At 59.3% G+C, this 14087-nt stretch carries 14 protein-coding genes; 13 read left to right on the top strand and 1 reads right to left on the bottom strand.

The window, feature by feature from the left end:
* Positions 1-25: 25 nt before the first annotated feature.
* Positions 26-901, top strand: a complete 876-nt coding sequence (locus QU606_RS24545; protein WP_304997656.1) for an SDR family oxidoreductase — start codon at positions 26-28, stop codon at positions 899-901.
* A 322-nt stretch (positions 902-1223) separates the two neighbouring features.
* Here the strand turns inward: QU606_RS24545 and QU606_RS24540 are convergent, their stop codons facing one another.
* A complete protein-coding gene (locus tag QU606_RS24540) occupies positions 1224-2153 on the bottom strand; it encodes a LysR family transcriptional regulator (protein ID WP_304997655.1) in 930 nt (309 codons plus the stop codon).
* Positions 2154-2259: 106 nt separating this feature from the next.
* Between QU606_RS24540 and QU606_RS24535 the strand changes: the two genes are divergently transcribed.
* From QU606_RS24535 to QU606_RS24480, 12 genes are all read left to right on the top strand, one after another.
* Positions 2260-3123, top strand: a complete 864-nt coding sequence (locus QU606_RS24535; protein WP_304997654.1) for a VOC family protein — start codon at positions 2260-2262, stop codon at positions 3121-3123.
* Complete coding sequence (locus QU606_RS24530) at positions 3120-3818, top strand: class II aldolase/adducin family protein (RefSeq protein WP_304997653.1); 699 nt, start codon at positions 3120-3122, stop codon at positions 3816-3818. Before QU606_RS24535 ends, QU606_RS24530 begins: the two co-directional genes overlap by 4 nt.
* Positions 3819-3820: 2 nt before the next feature.
* Positions 3821-5278 carry a 2-hydroxymuconic semialdehyde dehydrogenase gene (locus QU606_RS24525; RefSeq protein WP_304997652.1) on the top strand — a complete coding sequence of 486 codons (1458 nt, stop codon included), beginning with the start codon at positions 3821-3823 and terminating at the stop codon, positions 5276-5278.
* 8 nt (positions 5279-5286) lie between these two features.
* Positions 5287-6063, top strand: coding sequence for a 2-oxopent-4-enoate hydratase (gene dmpE, locus QU606_RS24520; protein WP_304997651.1), 777 nt, complete (start codon positions 5287-5289; stop codon positions 6061-6063).
* Between the two features lie 11 nt (positions 6064-6074).
* The gene (gene dmpH, locus QU606_RS24515) at positions 6075-6875 is read left to right on the top strand and encodes a 2-oxo-3-hexenedioate decarboxylase (RefSeq protein ID WP_304997650.1); all 801 of its coding nucleotides are present in this window, start codon (positions 6075-6077) and stop codon (positions 6873-6875) included.
* A gap of 10 nt (positions 6876-6885) precedes the next feature.
* Positions 6886-7077, top strand: coding sequence for a 2-hydroxymuconate tautomerase (locus QU606_RS24510; protein ID WP_304997649.1), 192 nt, complete (start codon positions 6886-6888; stop codon positions 7075-7077).
* Between the two features lies 1 nt (position 7078).
* The gene (locus tag QU606_RS24505) at positions 7079-8011 is read left to right on the top strand and encodes an acetaldehyde dehydrogenase (acetylating) (protein WP_304997648.1); all 933 of its coding nucleotides are present in this window, start codon (positions 7079-7081) and stop codon (positions 8009-8011) included.
* Between the two features lie 10 nt (positions 8012-8021).
* Entirely contained in the window at positions 8022-9041 is a 1020-nt protein-coding gene (gene dmpG, locus QU606_RS24500) for a 4-hydroxy-2-oxovalerate aldolase (RefSeq protein ID WP_304997647.1), read from the top strand.
* A gap of 147 nt (positions 9042-9188) precedes the next feature.
* A complete protein-coding gene (locus tag QU606_RS24495) occupies positions 9189-10544 on the top strand; it encodes an aromatic acid/H+ symport family MFS transporter (RefSeq protein ID WP_304997646.1) in 1356 nt (451 codons plus the stop codon).
* 113 nt (positions 10545-10657) lie between these two features.
* The gene (locus tag QU606_RS24490) at positions 10658-12019 is read left to right on the top strand and encodes an OprD family porin (RefSeq protein ID WP_304997645.1); all 1362 of its coding nucleotides are present in this window, start codon (positions 10658-10660) and stop codon (positions 12017-12019) included.
* Between the two features lie 10 nt (positions 12020-12029).
* Positions 12030-12980: a PDR/VanB family oxidoreductase gene (locus tag QU606_RS24485; protein ID WP_304997644.1), complete on the top strand. Its 951-nt coding sequence runs from the start codon at positions 12030-12032 to the stop codon at positions 12978-12980.
* Positions 12981-12991: 11 nt separating this feature from the next.
* A complete protein-coding gene (locus QU606_RS24480; RefSeq protein WP_304997643.1) occupies positions 12992-14083 on the top strand; it encodes an aromatic ring-hydroxylating dioxygenase subunit alpha in 1092 nt (363 codons plus the stop codon).
* Positions 14084-14087 lie beyond the last annotated feature (4 nt).

Below are 14087 nucleotides of genomic sequence, written 5' to 3'. Positions count from 1 at the left end.
GATGCATTTCGAAGGGAGCAGGAACATGAAAATCTGTGAGAACCGCGTCGTGATCATCACCGGTGCCGGTGGTGGATTGGGCCGCGCCTACGCGCAGGCTTTCGCTGCCGAGGGCGCCAAAGTGGTCGTTAACGATATCAATCGTGAAGCGGCGCTGGCCGTGGTCTGCGAAATTCTCGTGCAGGGTGGAAGCGCCGTAGCCAATAGCAACGATATCACTTGCTACGAGGAGGCGGCGTTGATCGTGCGTCAGGCGATTGAATCCTTCGGTGGCTTGCATGTGGTGGTCAACAACGCCGGCATCTGCCGCGACCGCATGTTCGCCAGCCTCACCGAAGCCGACTGGGATGCCGTAGTGGCCGTGCACCTCAAAGGCCATTTCTGCATTGCCAGCCACGCCGCGCGCTACTGGCGCGAACAGGCCAAGGACGGCGTCACCGTGAGCGCGCGGATCATCAACACCAGCTCCGGTGCCGGATTGCAGGGCTCCATCGGCCAGTCCAATTATGCGGCAGCCAAGGCCGGCATTGCCTCGCTGACGCTGGTTCAGGCTGCTGAACTGGGTCGCTATGGGGTCACTGTCAATGCTTTGGCCCCAGCCGCGCGTACCGGCATGACCGAGCAGGTGTTCGCCGACACAATGAAAAAGCCCGAAGAGGGTTTTGATTACTTTGCCCCGGAAAACGTCGCACCGCTGGTGGTCTGGCTCGGCTCCGAGGCTTCCCATGAAGTCACTGGGCAGATGTTTGAAGTCGAGGGCGGTAAGTTGTCGATTGCCGACGGTTGGCGCCGAGGTCCGGAGCTGGACCGAAACGGCCGTTGGGCGGTCGGCGAAATGGGAGATGCGGTTGCACAACTGATAGCACAGGCCGTTCCGGCGGCGAAGGTGTACGGCAGCTGAACGGATAAAGACACGTCTCGGGAGGGTTGCGCATGGTGAGAATCGGCCCACGTTTCCCTTCAGTCACGACACGAGGCTGTCATAACTATTTCCCTGTACGTCGCCTCCGTTCCGGGGTTCCAAACGGAGATCGCCATTGAATTCTCCGGGGCGTTTTTGCGCGTTTGGCCGAGATCGATCTGCCAATATACGATGACACCGAAACTACTCTCACCAAGGTGCCAGCGCGTATCGCCAAGGTGCAGACTTCAGAAGCGAAATCAAACCGGGATCGACGGGCACGCCGTCGCGATGAGCAGTTAGAAAAAGCTGCTGCTGCATCTCAAGGCTTCCTGAGTTCGAAATGAGGACTCTCTCGGTCGCCGAACATCTCCCAAACCTGTCTCCTTAACCAAAGATGCCGTGGATCTTTCTGGTATCTGGCATGCCAATGGTGTTTAAGGCTATAGGGTGGTATCTCCACCGGTGCTTCAATTAGCCTGACCGCCGAATGCCTGACATATAAATTCGCCACGGTCCGTGGCAACACCACCACCAAGTCCGAACGCTCGATAATCGCCGTGATACTCATGTAGTGGGACATCTGCAGCACAATATTCCGTTCAATCCCTTTGTTCGCCAAATGGGCTTCGTACATTTCCTGACTGCGGCTGCCGTCTCGTACTTGTAGATGTTCGAGGCTGCAGAAGTCTTCAATGGAAAGTTGTGTATCGGTAATTCGGTGATCGCTTCGAATGAGGCAGACGAGGTCATGTGAGAACAGGCGTTGCTGGTAGATATTGGGAGCATCGAGGTCAGGAAAGTATCCAAGCACCGAGTCGACTTTACCTTCACGGAGGGCTTCGAGCAGGTCTTTGGGGGCGAGGCTCAGGCAGCGGATTCTGGCGTTGGGAGCTTCTGTGCGGAGGCGATCGAAGAGCGCGGGGAGAAACACCACTTCACCGATTTCGCTAAGGCAAAAAGTGAATTCTTCAGTGCTACGAGCGGGGTCGAAGGTGGGGCTGGGGAGGATTTCCTGGTCAATGGTGGTGATGACTTCGCGGGTACGCTCGACGATGCTGCGGGCTCGCGGAGTGGGCTCCATGGTTGTGCCGCTACGCACAAACAGAGGATCGCCGAGAGAGTGGCGCAAGCGTGATAACGCGGCGCTGGCAGCGGGCTGGCTGATGCCCAGGCGTTTAGCGGCAATGGTGACGTTGCCGCAATCATGAATAGCCAGTAGGACTCGCAATAGATTCAGGTCTGTGCGCATGACTATAACCAAATCAAATAGATTGAATAATTAGAATTTGCTTCTGCTATTTGAGCCCGCGGGAGAGGATCTTGTCCAGACAAGAATAAAACCAAGAGGCACCTTCATGATCAATCTGCATGACATCCGCTACGTGCGTCTGGGCACTGCGGACCTTGCCCAGGCCAAGTTGTACGCAACGCAGATGCTCGGTCTGCAAGTGGCGCGCGAGGCTAACGGTGCGATCTATTTCCGCTCCGACAGCCGCGACCATACCCTCTGCTACTACGAAGGCGATCCACGGGAAACCACCACGGCTTTCGAAGTCACCAATTGGAACGAGCTCGATCACGCTGCGCAACTGCTCGAAGACAACGGCTTTGCCGTGCGCCATGGCAGCCGTGAAGCCGCCGAGGTGCGCCACGTCAACGAGCTGATCCAATTTCGCGACCCCAGCGGCAATAACATCGAACTGGTGTTGCGCCCTCATGCCTGCGGCGCCCGATACTTTGCCAGCCGCGACGCCGGTGTCACCGGTTTCAGCCATATCGGCCTGCGCACCACCGATGCCAAGCGCGATGAAGCGTTCTGGACCACCCTGGCCAACGCTCGGGTCAGTGATCGCATCGGCGAAGCGCCTTTGCTGCGTATAGACGAGGTACATCACAAGATCGCGCTGTTCCCTTCCAGTCATGCCGGCGTGCAGCACATCAACCATCAGGTGGAAAGCATCGATGATGTGATGCGTGCCTGGTACTTCCTAAAGGAGCGCGGGATCAAGATTCTGTTCGGGCCAGGCCGCCACCCGACATCGGGGGCAATGTTCCTGTACTTCGAAGGGCCGGACGGCATGACCTACGAGTACTCCACAGGGGTTAGTCATATAGCCCCGGAAGATGATGCCAACCACCAGCCTCGCCAGTTTCCACTGGCCACCACCTCGTTCTGCGCCTGGGGCTCGAAGCCGGATATTCCGGAGTTCAAATTATGAGCGCATTGAGCCAGCAAGCTGAAGTTCGGGTCGCCGCACGCGCGTTGGCCAAGGCCGGTTTTGTCCACGCCTATGGCCATTGCAGCCTGCGCCTGGATGCCGAACATTTCCTGGTGTGTGCCGCCAAACCCATGGGGCTGATCCAGCCCGGCGAGCCCGGCACGGTGGTGCCGATTCATGGCCCGCTACCGGAAGGGGTATTGGGCGAAGTGCGCATTCATCAGCAGATTTACCAGCGTCGGCCTGAGGTCAACGCGGTGATTCGCAGCATGCCGATGCAGGTGATGAGCCTGTCGTGCGCCGGGCTCACACCCAAGTTGCGCCATGGTATGGGTGCGTATTTCCACGCTGGCGTGCCGCTGTGGGATGACCCGCAATTGCTCCGCGATGACGCCCAGGCCGCCGCACTCGCTGAACTGCTGGGGCGGTCCCAGGCTCTGGTGATGCGCGGCAACGGCGCCATCGTAGTCGGCGGCTCCCTGGTGGAAGTGCTGACCCTCAACTTCTACCTGGAGGACGCCGCGCGCATTGAACTGCAACTGCTGGCCGCTGGTGTCGCCGACCACGCGCCGCTGCTGAGCCACGCCGAAGCCCAACAGCGCGCCACCAACAGCGGCCGAATCTTCGAACGCATGTGGGACTACCTCACCGCCGGCGACGCCGAGTTGAACCTGATAACAAGAGAAGAGCGCTAACCATGACTAAGCATTTTCATAACTTTATCGATAACCAATGGGTTGAAGGCGTGCGCACCTTCGATAACCGTAACCCTGCCGACAACAGCGTGATTGGCCAGGTCCACGAAGCCGGTCGCGAGCAAGTCGATGCGGCGGTCAAAGCCGCACGCGCCGCCCTGAATGGCCCGTGGGGCAAGATGACCATCGCCCAGCGCACCGCCTTGCTGCACAAAGTGGCTGACGGCATCGAGCAGCGCGCCGAAGAATTCGTCGCCGCCGAAGTGGCTGATACCGGTAAACCCCATGCGCTCGCCAGTCACCTGGACATCCCACGCGGCGCCGCCAACTTCAAGGTCTTCGCCGACCTGATCCGCAATGTGCCCACCGAAAGCTTCACCATGGACACCCCCGACGGCGGTAAGGCGGTCAACTATGCGGTGCGTAACCCGCGCGGTGTGATCGGCGTGATTTGCCCGTGGAACCTTCCGCTGCTGCTGATGACCTGGAAAGTCGGCCCGGCCCTGGCCTGTGGCAACACCGTGGTGGTCAAGCCCTCGGAAGAAACTCCGGCCACCGCCACCTTGCTTGGCGAAGTGATGCGCGACGCCGGTGTGCCGGCGGGCGTGTACAACGTGGTGCATGGCTTTGGTGAGAACTCGGCCGGTGCATTCTTGACCGAACATAAAGACGTCGACGGCATCACCTTCACTGGTGAAACCGGCACTGGCGAGGCGATCATGAAAGCCGCGTCCAAGGGCGTGCGCCCGGTGTCGCTGGAACTGGGCGGCAAGAACGCCGGGGTGATTTTTGCCGATGCTGACCTGGACAAGGCAGTGGCGGGCATCGCCCGCGCGGTGTTCGAAAACAGCGGCCAGGTGTGCCTCGGTACCGAGCGTGTCTACGTTCAACGCCCGCTGTTTGATGCGTTTGTCGCGGCCCTCAAGGTGCGCGCCGAAGCCATCAAGGTCGGCCCGCCGAATGAGCCGGGTGTGACCATGGGCCCGCTGGTTTCCGTGGGCCACCGCCAGAAAGTTCTGAGCTACTACCAACAAGCCGCGCGTGACGGCGCCACCGTGGTCACCGGCGGCGGTATCCCGAACATGCCCGCCGAGTTGGCCGAAGGCGCCTGGGTACAGCCGACCATCTGGACCGGTCTGTCGGAAGACTCTGCTGTGGTACGCGAAGAAATCTTTGGTCCGTGCTGCCATATCGCGCCGTTCGATGATGAAGACGAAGTGGTGCGCCTGGTCAACAACACACCCTACGGCCTGGCCGCCAGCGTATGGACCAGCAACCTGCAAGTCGCCCACCGCATGGGCGCGGCGTTGGACGTAGGCATCTGCTGGATCAACTCCTGGTTCCTGCGTGACCTGCGCACCGCCTTCGGCGGCGCCAAGCAATCGGGCATCGGCCGCGAAGGCGGCGTGCATTCCCTGGAGTTCTACACCGAACTGCGCAACGTATGCATCCGCCTGTGAGTACTGCCATGACTAACTTCAATCATCTCGGCGCGCAGTTGCACCAGGCGCTCACCGACAAGCAACCGCTGGCACCGTTGACCGAACAATTCCCTGAATTGACGGTAGCCGATGCCTACCAGATCCAGCTGGCCATGCTTCAACCACGCCTGGACGCCGGGCAAACCGTGATAGGCAAGAAAATCGGGGTCACCAGTCAAGTGGTGATGGACATGCTCGGTGTCGACCAGCCGGACTTCGGTCATTTGCTCAGCGGCATGCTGGTCAGCGATGGCGCGGCCTTGTCTTGCACCGATTTCATCGCGCCCAAGGCCGAAGGCGAGATCGCCTTTGTACTTAAGGAAGACCTGATCGGTCCCGGCGTGACCCTGGCCGATGTGATGCGCGCCACGGCGTATGTGATGCCGTGCTTCGAGATTGTCGATTCGCGGATCAAGGACTGGAAGATTCGTATCCAGGATACCGTCGCCGACAACGCTTCCGCTGCCGCCTTTGTGCTGGGGGACGGCGTAGCCGACCCCCGTGAAATCGACCTGGCCTGCGTCGGTATGACCTTGGAAAAGAACGGCGAGATCGTCGCTACCGGCGCCGGTGCCGCTGCCCTCGGTCACCCGGCCAATGCGGTGGTGTGGTTGGCCAACACCCTGGGTGAGCTGGGCATTGCCTTGAAAAAAGGCGAAGTGATCCTATCCGGCTCTCTGGCCGCCATGGTTGCGGTACAGCCCGGTGATCAATTACGCATGAGCCTGGGTGGTATCGGCTCGGCTTCCATCCGATTTGTTTGAAGGACAACCCCATGAATCTCTCAGCAGCAACCATCGCCGAATTGGCCACCCACCTGGAAAACGCCGAGCTGAACCGCGAGGCCGTGGCGAAGATCACTGATACCCATCCAGACATGGACTGGGAGGACGCCTACGCGATCCAGAATACGATCCGTGCCAACAAGGAAGCCCGGGGCGTGCGCATTGTTGGCCTGAAAATGGGCCTGACGTCCTTTGCCAAGATGAAGCAAATGGGCGTGACCGAGCCGATCCACGGTTTTCTGACTGACTACGGTTCCTGTGCGGATGGTGCGGTGATCGATGTGGACTCGTTGATTCACCCCAAGGTCGAAGCCGAGATCGCTTTTGTGCTCAAGCACCCGCTCAAAGGCCCGGGCGTGCATGTGGGTGATGTATTGGCGGCTACCGACTTCATTCTGCCGGCGGTCGAGGTGATCGATTCTCGCTACGAAAACTTCCGCTTCGACCTCAAGAGTGTGATCGCCGACAACACATCATCGGCGCGTTTCGTCACCGGTGGCCAGGCCCGCAGCGCCCTGGGTATCGACCTCAAATGCCTGGGCGTGGTGATGGAGAAAAACGGTGAAGTGGTTGCCACTGCCGCTGGGGCCGCCGTGCTCGGTCACCCGGCGCAGAGCGTGGCGATGCTCGCCAATATGCTCGCCACCCAGGGCAAGGAGTTGCCCGCCGGCACCTTCATCATGACCGGTGGTGTGACCGAAGCCATCGCGGTAGAGGCGGGTGACCAGATCACCGTGCGCTACCAGCACCTGGGCAGCGTCTCCATGCGCTTTGCCTCCAAATCCGCTTGAGGAATCGACCATGCCGATCATGCAGGTTTTTCTGATTGAAGGCCGCGACGAGGAACAGAAGGCGCGGTTGATCGAGGCGTTGACCAACGCTGCCGTCGAGTCGATCCAGGCACCGCCGGAGTCCGTGCGGGTGATTATCACCGAGGTGCCGAAGACCCAGTTTGGGATTGCCGGTAAAACCGCCAAGGTATTGGGGCGCTGAAATGAGCACAGATAAGAAGAAAGTTGCGATCATCGGCTCCGGCAATATTGGCACCGACCTGATGATCAAGATCCTGCGCCACGGCAAGCAGTTGCAGATGGCGGTGATGGTCGGTATCGACGCAGGCTCCGACGGCCTGGAACGGGCACGACGCCTGGGTGTGGCCACCACCCACGAAGGGGTGGAAGGCCTGGTGAACATGCCGGAGTTTGCCGAGATCGATTTCGTGTTTGACGCAACGTCGGCCACTGCCCACGTACACAACGATGCGTTGTTGCGCCAGCACAAACCCGGCATCCGCGTAATCGACCTGACCCCGGCGGCCATTGGCCCGTACTGCGTGCCTGTGGTCAACCTGGATGCCAACCTGTCGGCCCTCAACGTAAATATGGTGACCTGCGGTGGGCAGGCGACGATTCCGATGGTGGCGGCGGTGTCTCGCGTGGCCAAGGTGCATTACGCCGAAATCATCGCGTCCATCAGCAGCAAATCCGCCGGTCCCGGCACTCGCGCGAACATCGACGAGTTCACCGAAACCACCGCCCAGGCCATCGAGGCGGTGGGCGGCGCGGGCAAGGGCAAGGCGATCATTGTGCTTAACCCGGCCGAGCCGCCGTTGATGATGCGGGACACGGTGTATGTGCTGTCGGAAGCGGCGGACCAGGCGGAGGTCGAAGCATCCATCGAAGACATGGCCAGTGCGGTTACTGCTTATGTGCCGGGCTATCGCCTGAAGCAAAAGGTGCAATTCGAAGTGATCGCCCCCGAGACGCCATTGAACATTCCGGGCCTAGGTCGCTTCAGCGGCTTGAAGACCACGGTGTTCCTCGAAGTCGAAGGCGCCGCCCATTACCTGCCAGCCTACGCCGGCAATCTCGACATCATGACTTCCGCTGCGCTGGCCACGGCCGAGCGCATGGCGCAGTCCTTGTGAGGCAGACACCATGACCTTCAATCCTGGCAAGAAGCTGTATATCAGCGACGTGACCCTGCGTGACGGTAGCCATGCGGTACGTCACCAGTACTCCATCGACAATGTGCAACACATCGCGCGCGCCCTGGACAAGGCCCGCGTCGATTCCATCGAAGTGGCCCACGGCGACGGGCTGCAAGGTTCCAGCTTCAACTACGGTTTCGGTGCCCACACGGACCTGGAGTGGATCGAGGCGGTGAGCGATGTGATCAGCCACGCCAAGGTCGCCACCCTGTTGCTGCCGGGCATTGGCACTGTGCACGACCTCAAGGCAGCCTACAGCGCCGGGGCCCGGGTGGTGCGTGTTGCCACCCACTGCACCGAGGCCGACTGCGCCCGCCAGCACATCGAATATGCGCGCACCCTAGGCATGGATACGGTGGGCTTCCTGATGATGAGCCATCTCACCAGCCCGCAGAACCTGGCTGTCGAAGCAAAGAAAATGGAAAGCTACGGCGCCACCTGCATCTACGTGGTGGACTCTGGCGGTGCCATGAGCATGCAGGACATTCGCGAGCGCTTTCGTGCGGTCAAGGCTGTGCTCAAGCCTGAGACCGAAACCGGTATGCATGCGCACCACAACCTGTCTCTGGGGGTGGCCAATTCGATTGTGGCCGTGGAGGAGGGCTGCGACCGTATCGATGCCAGCCTCGCCGGCATGGGCGCCGGTGCCGGTAACGCGCCGCTGGAAGTGTTCATCGCCGCTGCCGACCGCATGGGTTGGAACCATGGCACTGACCTGTACGCGTTGATGGATGCCGCCGATGACATAGTACGGCCGCTGCAGGACCGTCCGGTGCGTGTCGACCGCGAGACTCTGGCGCTGGGTTATGCCGGGGTGTATTCGAGCTTCCTGCGCCATGCCGAGGTCGCGGCGGCGCGTTATGGCCTCAAGGCCGTGGACATCCTGGTTGAGCTGGGCAAGCGCCGGATGGTGGGAGGACAGGAAGACATGATCGTGGATGTGGCTCTGGACTTGCTGGAGCGCTAAAGGCTCAAGGAGTACCCGTGTCAAAAAGTGGGGCGATGAGGCTCGCTCCACCATGGATCTTCACAGACCAGGAAATCGTTGTTCAACCCGTTGCTTTGCGTTAAATCTGCTTCACCCCAAAGACAAATCCAATAAAGGGGCATACCTATGAACAGCAAGACCGCCAACATTGGCGAAATGATCGATAACAACAGGATTTCCGGCTACCAGATCATGGTGCTTGTCCTGTGCTTTCTGGTGGTTTTAATCGACGGTTTTGATACCGCCGTGATTGGTTACATTGCCCCCGCGCTACGCCAGGAATGGGGACTGCAACCCAGCCAGCTTTCACCAGCTTTCGGTGCCGGTTTAATGGGCCTGATGGTGGGTGCGTTTGTGTTTGGCCCGGTGGCGGATGCCTATGGGCGCAAGAAGGTACTGTTGATGTCGGTACTTATTTTTGGGCTCGGCACGCTCGCTTCCGCGTATTCCACCTCCATCGACATGCTCACCGCCTTGCGCTTCCTGACGGGGATTGGGCTTGGCGGAGCAATGCCCACCTGCATCACGTTGAGCTCGGAGTACTCACCGGCTCGCCGACGGATGATCATGGTGACTTTGAGCTACAGCGGCTTCACCACCGGCCTTGCGCTGGGAGGCGCTGTAGCGAGTCACATCATTCCACTGTTCGGTTGGCGTGGCGTGCTGATGATTGGTGGTCTGGTGCCATTGCTGTTGCTGCCTCTACTGGCCTGGCTGTTACCAGAATCGGTGCGATTCATGGCGGCTCGTCCGCAGTACGCAACAGCTTTACGCAAGGTGATGTCAAAGATCACCGGTCGTACCGATCTGGCTGATGTGACCTTCGTTGAACCGCAAAGCCCCGTAGCGGAGCGTTCGCCGATTTCCCAGCTGTTTATCGAAGGCAGGGCGCTGCGCACGGTGTTGCTGTGGGGTACCTTCTTCTGCTCGCTGTTTGTGTTTTACCTGTTGACCAGCTGGTTACCAAGCATCCTCAAGGACTCCGGCTACGACATTGCCAGCGCGGCTCGTATCGGCGCGATGGTCCCGTTGGGTGGCACCGTCGGCGCCATTTTGATGGCGTTGCTGATGGATCGGGTCAGCCCTTATCGGGTGTTGGGTCTTGCCTATCTGGGTGCCGCCTTGGTGATTGCCTTGGTCGGCTTTGCCCTGGCCGATGCTTTCTGGCTTGGACTGACGGTGTTTATGGTCGGGTTCGGCATTGCCGGCGCGCAAAACGGTCTCAACCTGTTGTCTGCCAGCATCTACCCGACGGCAGCTCGGGCAACGGGCGTGAGTTGGGCGATGGCCAACGGGCGGGTCGGCTCGATCATCGGTTCGGTGCTTGGAGCCTGGTTGATTGCGCAACTGGGGCAGCCATCAGTGTTCTTTATTGCCCTCGCCATTCCGGCCCTGTTCGGCTCGATCGCGATCTTTTCCCTGCAACGCCTGACCGAGCGCAATAAGGCGCGGGGCCCTGAGACCCCCCCGCTACCCAACTGATTCACCCCACGTACTGACACAACCTGGAACCACTGTCGGCGACGACAGTGCGGCCACGCTTTGTCTGCGATTGGCCTCAACCCCTCATAAAAATAAAAGACACGGGTATAAAAATGAAAACCATCGTACTGAAACCGGCTTTCCTGCGTTCGAATATTGGCCCTCTGGCGTTGGCGGTTGCCGCTGTCGTGCAATTACCACTCGATGCTCAGGCCGAAGGCTTTATCGACGATTCGAAAGCCAACCTGGAGTTACGCAACATCTACTTTAACCAGGATAACCGCAGCGGTTCTGCTGCGCCCTCGAAGCTGGAGGAATGGGGGCAAGGGTTTATCCTCAACTTCAATTCCGGCTATACCCAGGGTCCGGTAGGCTTTGGTGTGGATGCACTGGGCATGCTTGGCATTCGCCTGGACTCCGGGCGCGGCACCCACGGCAACCCCACCAGCGTAAACCAGGGCGGGTTTGTGTTCCCCACCGACAGTGATGGACGCGCGGTCAGTGATTTCAGCAGCCTGGGCTTGACCGGCAAAATGCGCATTGCCAAGACAGAACTGAAAGTTGGCACGCTCAAGCCAAAGCTTCCGGTCGTGGTTTACAACGATGGTCGTCTGCTCCCGGAAACCTTCGAGGGTTGGCAGGTCACCTCACGGGATTTTGACAATTTCACCCTGATTGGCGGCCGTCTGAGCGGCGTCAAAAGCCGTAATTCGTCGAACAACGAAGATCTGGCCATCGGCGGTGCCGGTGGGGCGGCGGGCCAGCGCAGCAACCAGTTTTATTATGCCGGGGTCGACTACAATCTGCGGCCCAATCTGCTGATGCAGTACTACTACGGCGAACTGGAAAATTTCTACCAACAACACTTCGTCGGGCTGGTTCATACACTGGCGTTGCCCTCCGGCAGCCTGAAAAGTGATCTGCGTTTTTTCGACAGCTCTTCCAGTGGGCGTAATGGCAGTGCGGCCGGGCGAGCCGAGGGCTACCGCAGCAGTGGGTATCACAACAACGGTGAGGTGGATAACCAGGTGCTGGCCGGGTTGTTCACTTATAGCCTGGGTGGGCATGCGCTCAGCCTCGGCTATCAGCACCTCAATGGCTCCAGTGATTTTCCTTTCCTGAACCAGGGTGATGGTTCGGCGACTTACCTGATTACTGATCGTCAGACCGGTGCGCGCTTTCAGCGTGCCGGGGAGAGCACCTGGGTCGCGCAGTATGGCTACAACTTTGCCAGTGTCGGGGTACCGGGTCTGACCAGTCAGGTCACCTATCAGCGTGGCGACAACATCAAGTCCGACCAAGGTGAGCAGCATGAGTGGGAGCGTGATGTGGCGCTGACTTATGCCTTCCAGAACTCCGCTCTCAAGGGTTTCGCCGTGTCCTGGCGCAACGCGATGTTGCGCAGCACGGTCGCTACCCAACGCGACCTGGACGAAAACCGACTGTACCTGACGTATACCCGCGAACTGTTCTGAGGAGTTGAAGATGACCGACTTTCTACAAGTGCGTATCGCCCGACGCAAGGAAGAGGTTGAGGGCATCATCACCCTGGAGTTGGTGGACCCGCTGGGTGACCCGCTTCCGGCCTTTGAGGCCGGAGCCCATGTCGAGGTACAGGTGGCGCCGGGTTTGAGCCGTCACTATTCGTTGTGCGGTTCGCCTGACGATCTTCAGCGTTACTGTTTGGGCATCTTGCGTGAGCCTGCTTCACGGGGTGGTTCGACGCGGATTCATGAGCAGTTTCAAGAAGGCGCGTTGGTCAGTATCAGTCGGCCGCGTAACCAGTTTCGACTGGAGGAGGGCGCCGGACATTCGTTGTTGGTAGGCGGGGGGATCGGGATTACGCCGATCCTCGCCATGGCCTGGCGGCTGCAGGCGCTGGGTGCATCGTTCGAGTTGCACTACTGCGTGCGCAATCGCTCCCGTGCGGCGTTTCTTGAGCTGTTGGGATCAGCGCCGTTTTCCGACAAGGTGACGTTGCATATCGATGATGAAGGCCAGCAGCTAGATATTCCAGGATTGCTGCGCGGACCTGAGGCGCACAGACATGTTTACGTCTGCGGGCCCGGTGGTTTCATGGATGCCTTGATAGACGCTGCGCGACAACAGTCGTGGCCGAAGGCGAATGTGCATTACGAGTACTTCGCTGCAGACGTCGATACCACGGGCGAAGGCTTCACCCTGCAGGCCGAGCGCTCCGGTTTGATCCTCCATGTGCCCGAGGGCCGAAGCATCGCCCAGGTGCTGCTGGAGGCCGGGGTCGAGGTGCCGCTGTCCTGTGAGCAGGGCGTCTGCGGCACCTGTCTGACTCGGGTGCTGGAAGGCATTCCTGACCACCGTGATCTGTTTCTCACCGAGGAGGAAAAAGCCTCCAACGATCAGATGCTGCTGTGTTGTTCCCGGGCTAGCGGTTCGTTTTTGCGACTGGATATTTGAAGGAAACGATCATGAGTTTTTTGCGTAACTGCTGGTATATCGCTGGTTGGGCCGACGAGTTCATTGAAGGCCAGTTACTGGCCCGGACGTTTCTCAACGAAAAGATCGTGCTGTTTCGTGACAGCAAAGGCGTCTTGCAGGCGCTGCAAGATCGTTGCCCTCACCGCTTTGTACCACTGCACTTGGGACGCCTTGAAAATGACAGGATTCAATGCGCCTATCACGGCCTGAGTTTCGATTGCAGCGGTGCCTGTGTGCACAATCCTCATGGCAACGGTGCAATTCCCAAGGCTGCGCATGTACGGGCCTATCCCATGCATGAGCGTCACGGTTTCGCCTGGATCTGGATGGGCGAGCCGGATCAGGCCGATCCGGCGTTGATTACTGACTTCAGCCCCGTGGACCCGCAAACCGCATACATCGGCAAAAGCTACTTGCACGTCAAGGCCAACTATGTGCTGGAAAGCGATAACATTCTTGATCTGAGTCATATCGAGTTTTTGCACGGCAACTCCCTGGGCAGTGCCGCTGTGGCCCAGGGTGTCATTGAGGTTGAACAGCACGGCGAAACGGTGCATTCCAAACGTACCACCCACAATGAACAACTAACGCCCGATCTGGAGCGCCTACGCGGCATTCCCACCGGGCAACGGGTCGATCGATGGCTCGATGTACGATGGAATGCACCATCCAATATGCTGCTCAACAGTGGCTATACCCTGAGTGGAGAGCCCCGCGATCAGGGCCACTCGGTTTACGTCGCCCATGTCTTCACCCCGGAAACTGCCGCCACAACCCACTACTGGTTTGGTATTGCGTTCCCCAAAAAAATGGGTGAGGAAGGAAGGCGGCTCGCTGAAGAGAATATCCAGTGGCTGCGCCAACCATTCACCACTGAAGACATGCCCATGCTCCAAGCTCAGCAGGAATTGATTGGTGATCAGGATTTCTGGTCGCTCAAACCAGTATTGCTGGCCAGCGATGGCGGTGCGGTACGTGCCCGACGCATTTTGGAGAAGATGATCAAGCAAGAGCAAGAACTGGCCGCTACACGCCTTGAAAAGCCAGAAACTAGCGTTGGGAACAGATTTCCAGCCATTTAAAGAC

The organism is Pseudomonas sp. OVF7, assembly GCF_030644265.1.
Taxonomy (GTDB): Bacteria; Pseudomonadota; Gammaproteobacteria; order Pseudomonadales; family Pseudomonadaceae; genus Aquipseudomonas; species Aquipseudomonas gorinensis.
This window is presented reverse-complemented; position numbering and strand designations above follow the sequence as displayed.

What these genes read in the sequence shown, in the direction of transcription:
- QU606_RS24535 (WP_304997654.1), top strand. Translation starts at nt 2,260, where the DNA reads ATGATCAATCTGCATGACATCCGCTACGTGCGTCTGGGCACTGCGGAC.
- dmpG (WP_304997647.1), top strand. Translation starts at nt 8,022, where the DNA reads ATGACCTTCAATCCTGGCAAGAAGCTGTATATCAGCGACGTGACCCTG.
- QU606_RS24485 (WP_304997644.1), top strand. Translation starts at nt 12,030, where the DNA reads ATGACCGACTTTCTACAAGTGCGTATCGCCCGACGCAAGGAAGAGGTT.
- QU606_RS24545 (WP_304997656.1), top strand. Translation starts at nt 26, where the DNA reads ATGAAAATCTGTGAGAACCGCGTCGTGATCATCACCGGTGCCGGTGGT.
- dmpH (WP_304997650.1), top strand. Translation starts at nt 6,075, where the DNA reads ATGAATCTCTCAGCAGCAACCATCGCCGAATTGGCCACCCACCTGGAA.
- QU606_RS24495 (WP_304997646.1), top strand. Translation starts at nt 9,189, where the DNA reads ATGAACAGCAAGACCGCCAACATTGGCGAAATGATCGATAACAACAGG.
- QU606_RS24530 (WP_304997653.1), top strand. Translation starts at nt 3,120, where the DNA reads ATGAGCGCATTGAGCCAGCAAGCTGAAGTTCGGGTCGCCGCACGCGCG.
- QU606_RS24510 (WP_304997649.1), top strand. Translation starts at nt 6,886, where the DNA reads ATGCCGATCATGCAGGTTTTTCTGATTGAAGGCCGCGACGAGGAACAG.
- dmpE (WP_304997651.1), top strand. Translation starts at nt 5,287, where the DNA reads ATGACTAACTTCAATCATCTCGGCGCGCAGTTGCACCAGGCGCTCACC.
- QU606_RS24505 (WP_304997648.1), top strand. Translation starts at nt 7,079, where the DNA reads ATGAGCACAGATAAGAAGAAAGTTGCGATCATCGGCTCCGGCAATATT.
- QU606_RS24540 (WP_304997655.1), bottom strand. Translation starts at nt 2,153, where the DNA reads ATGCGCACAGACCTGAATCTATTGCGAGTCCTACTGGCTATTCATGAT.
- QU606_RS24490 (WP_304997645.1), top strand. Translation starts at nt 10,658, where the DNA reads ATGAAAACCATCGTACTGAAACCGGCTTTCCTGCGTTCGAATATTGGC.
- QU606_RS24480 (WP_304997643.1), top strand. Translation starts at nt 12,992, where the DNA reads ATGAGTTTTTTGCGTAACTGCTGGTATATCGCTGGTTGGGCCGACGAG.
- QU606_RS24525 (WP_304997652.1), top strand. Translation starts at nt 3,821, where the DNA reads ATGACTAAGCATTTTCATAACTTTATCGATAACCAATGGGTTGAAGGC.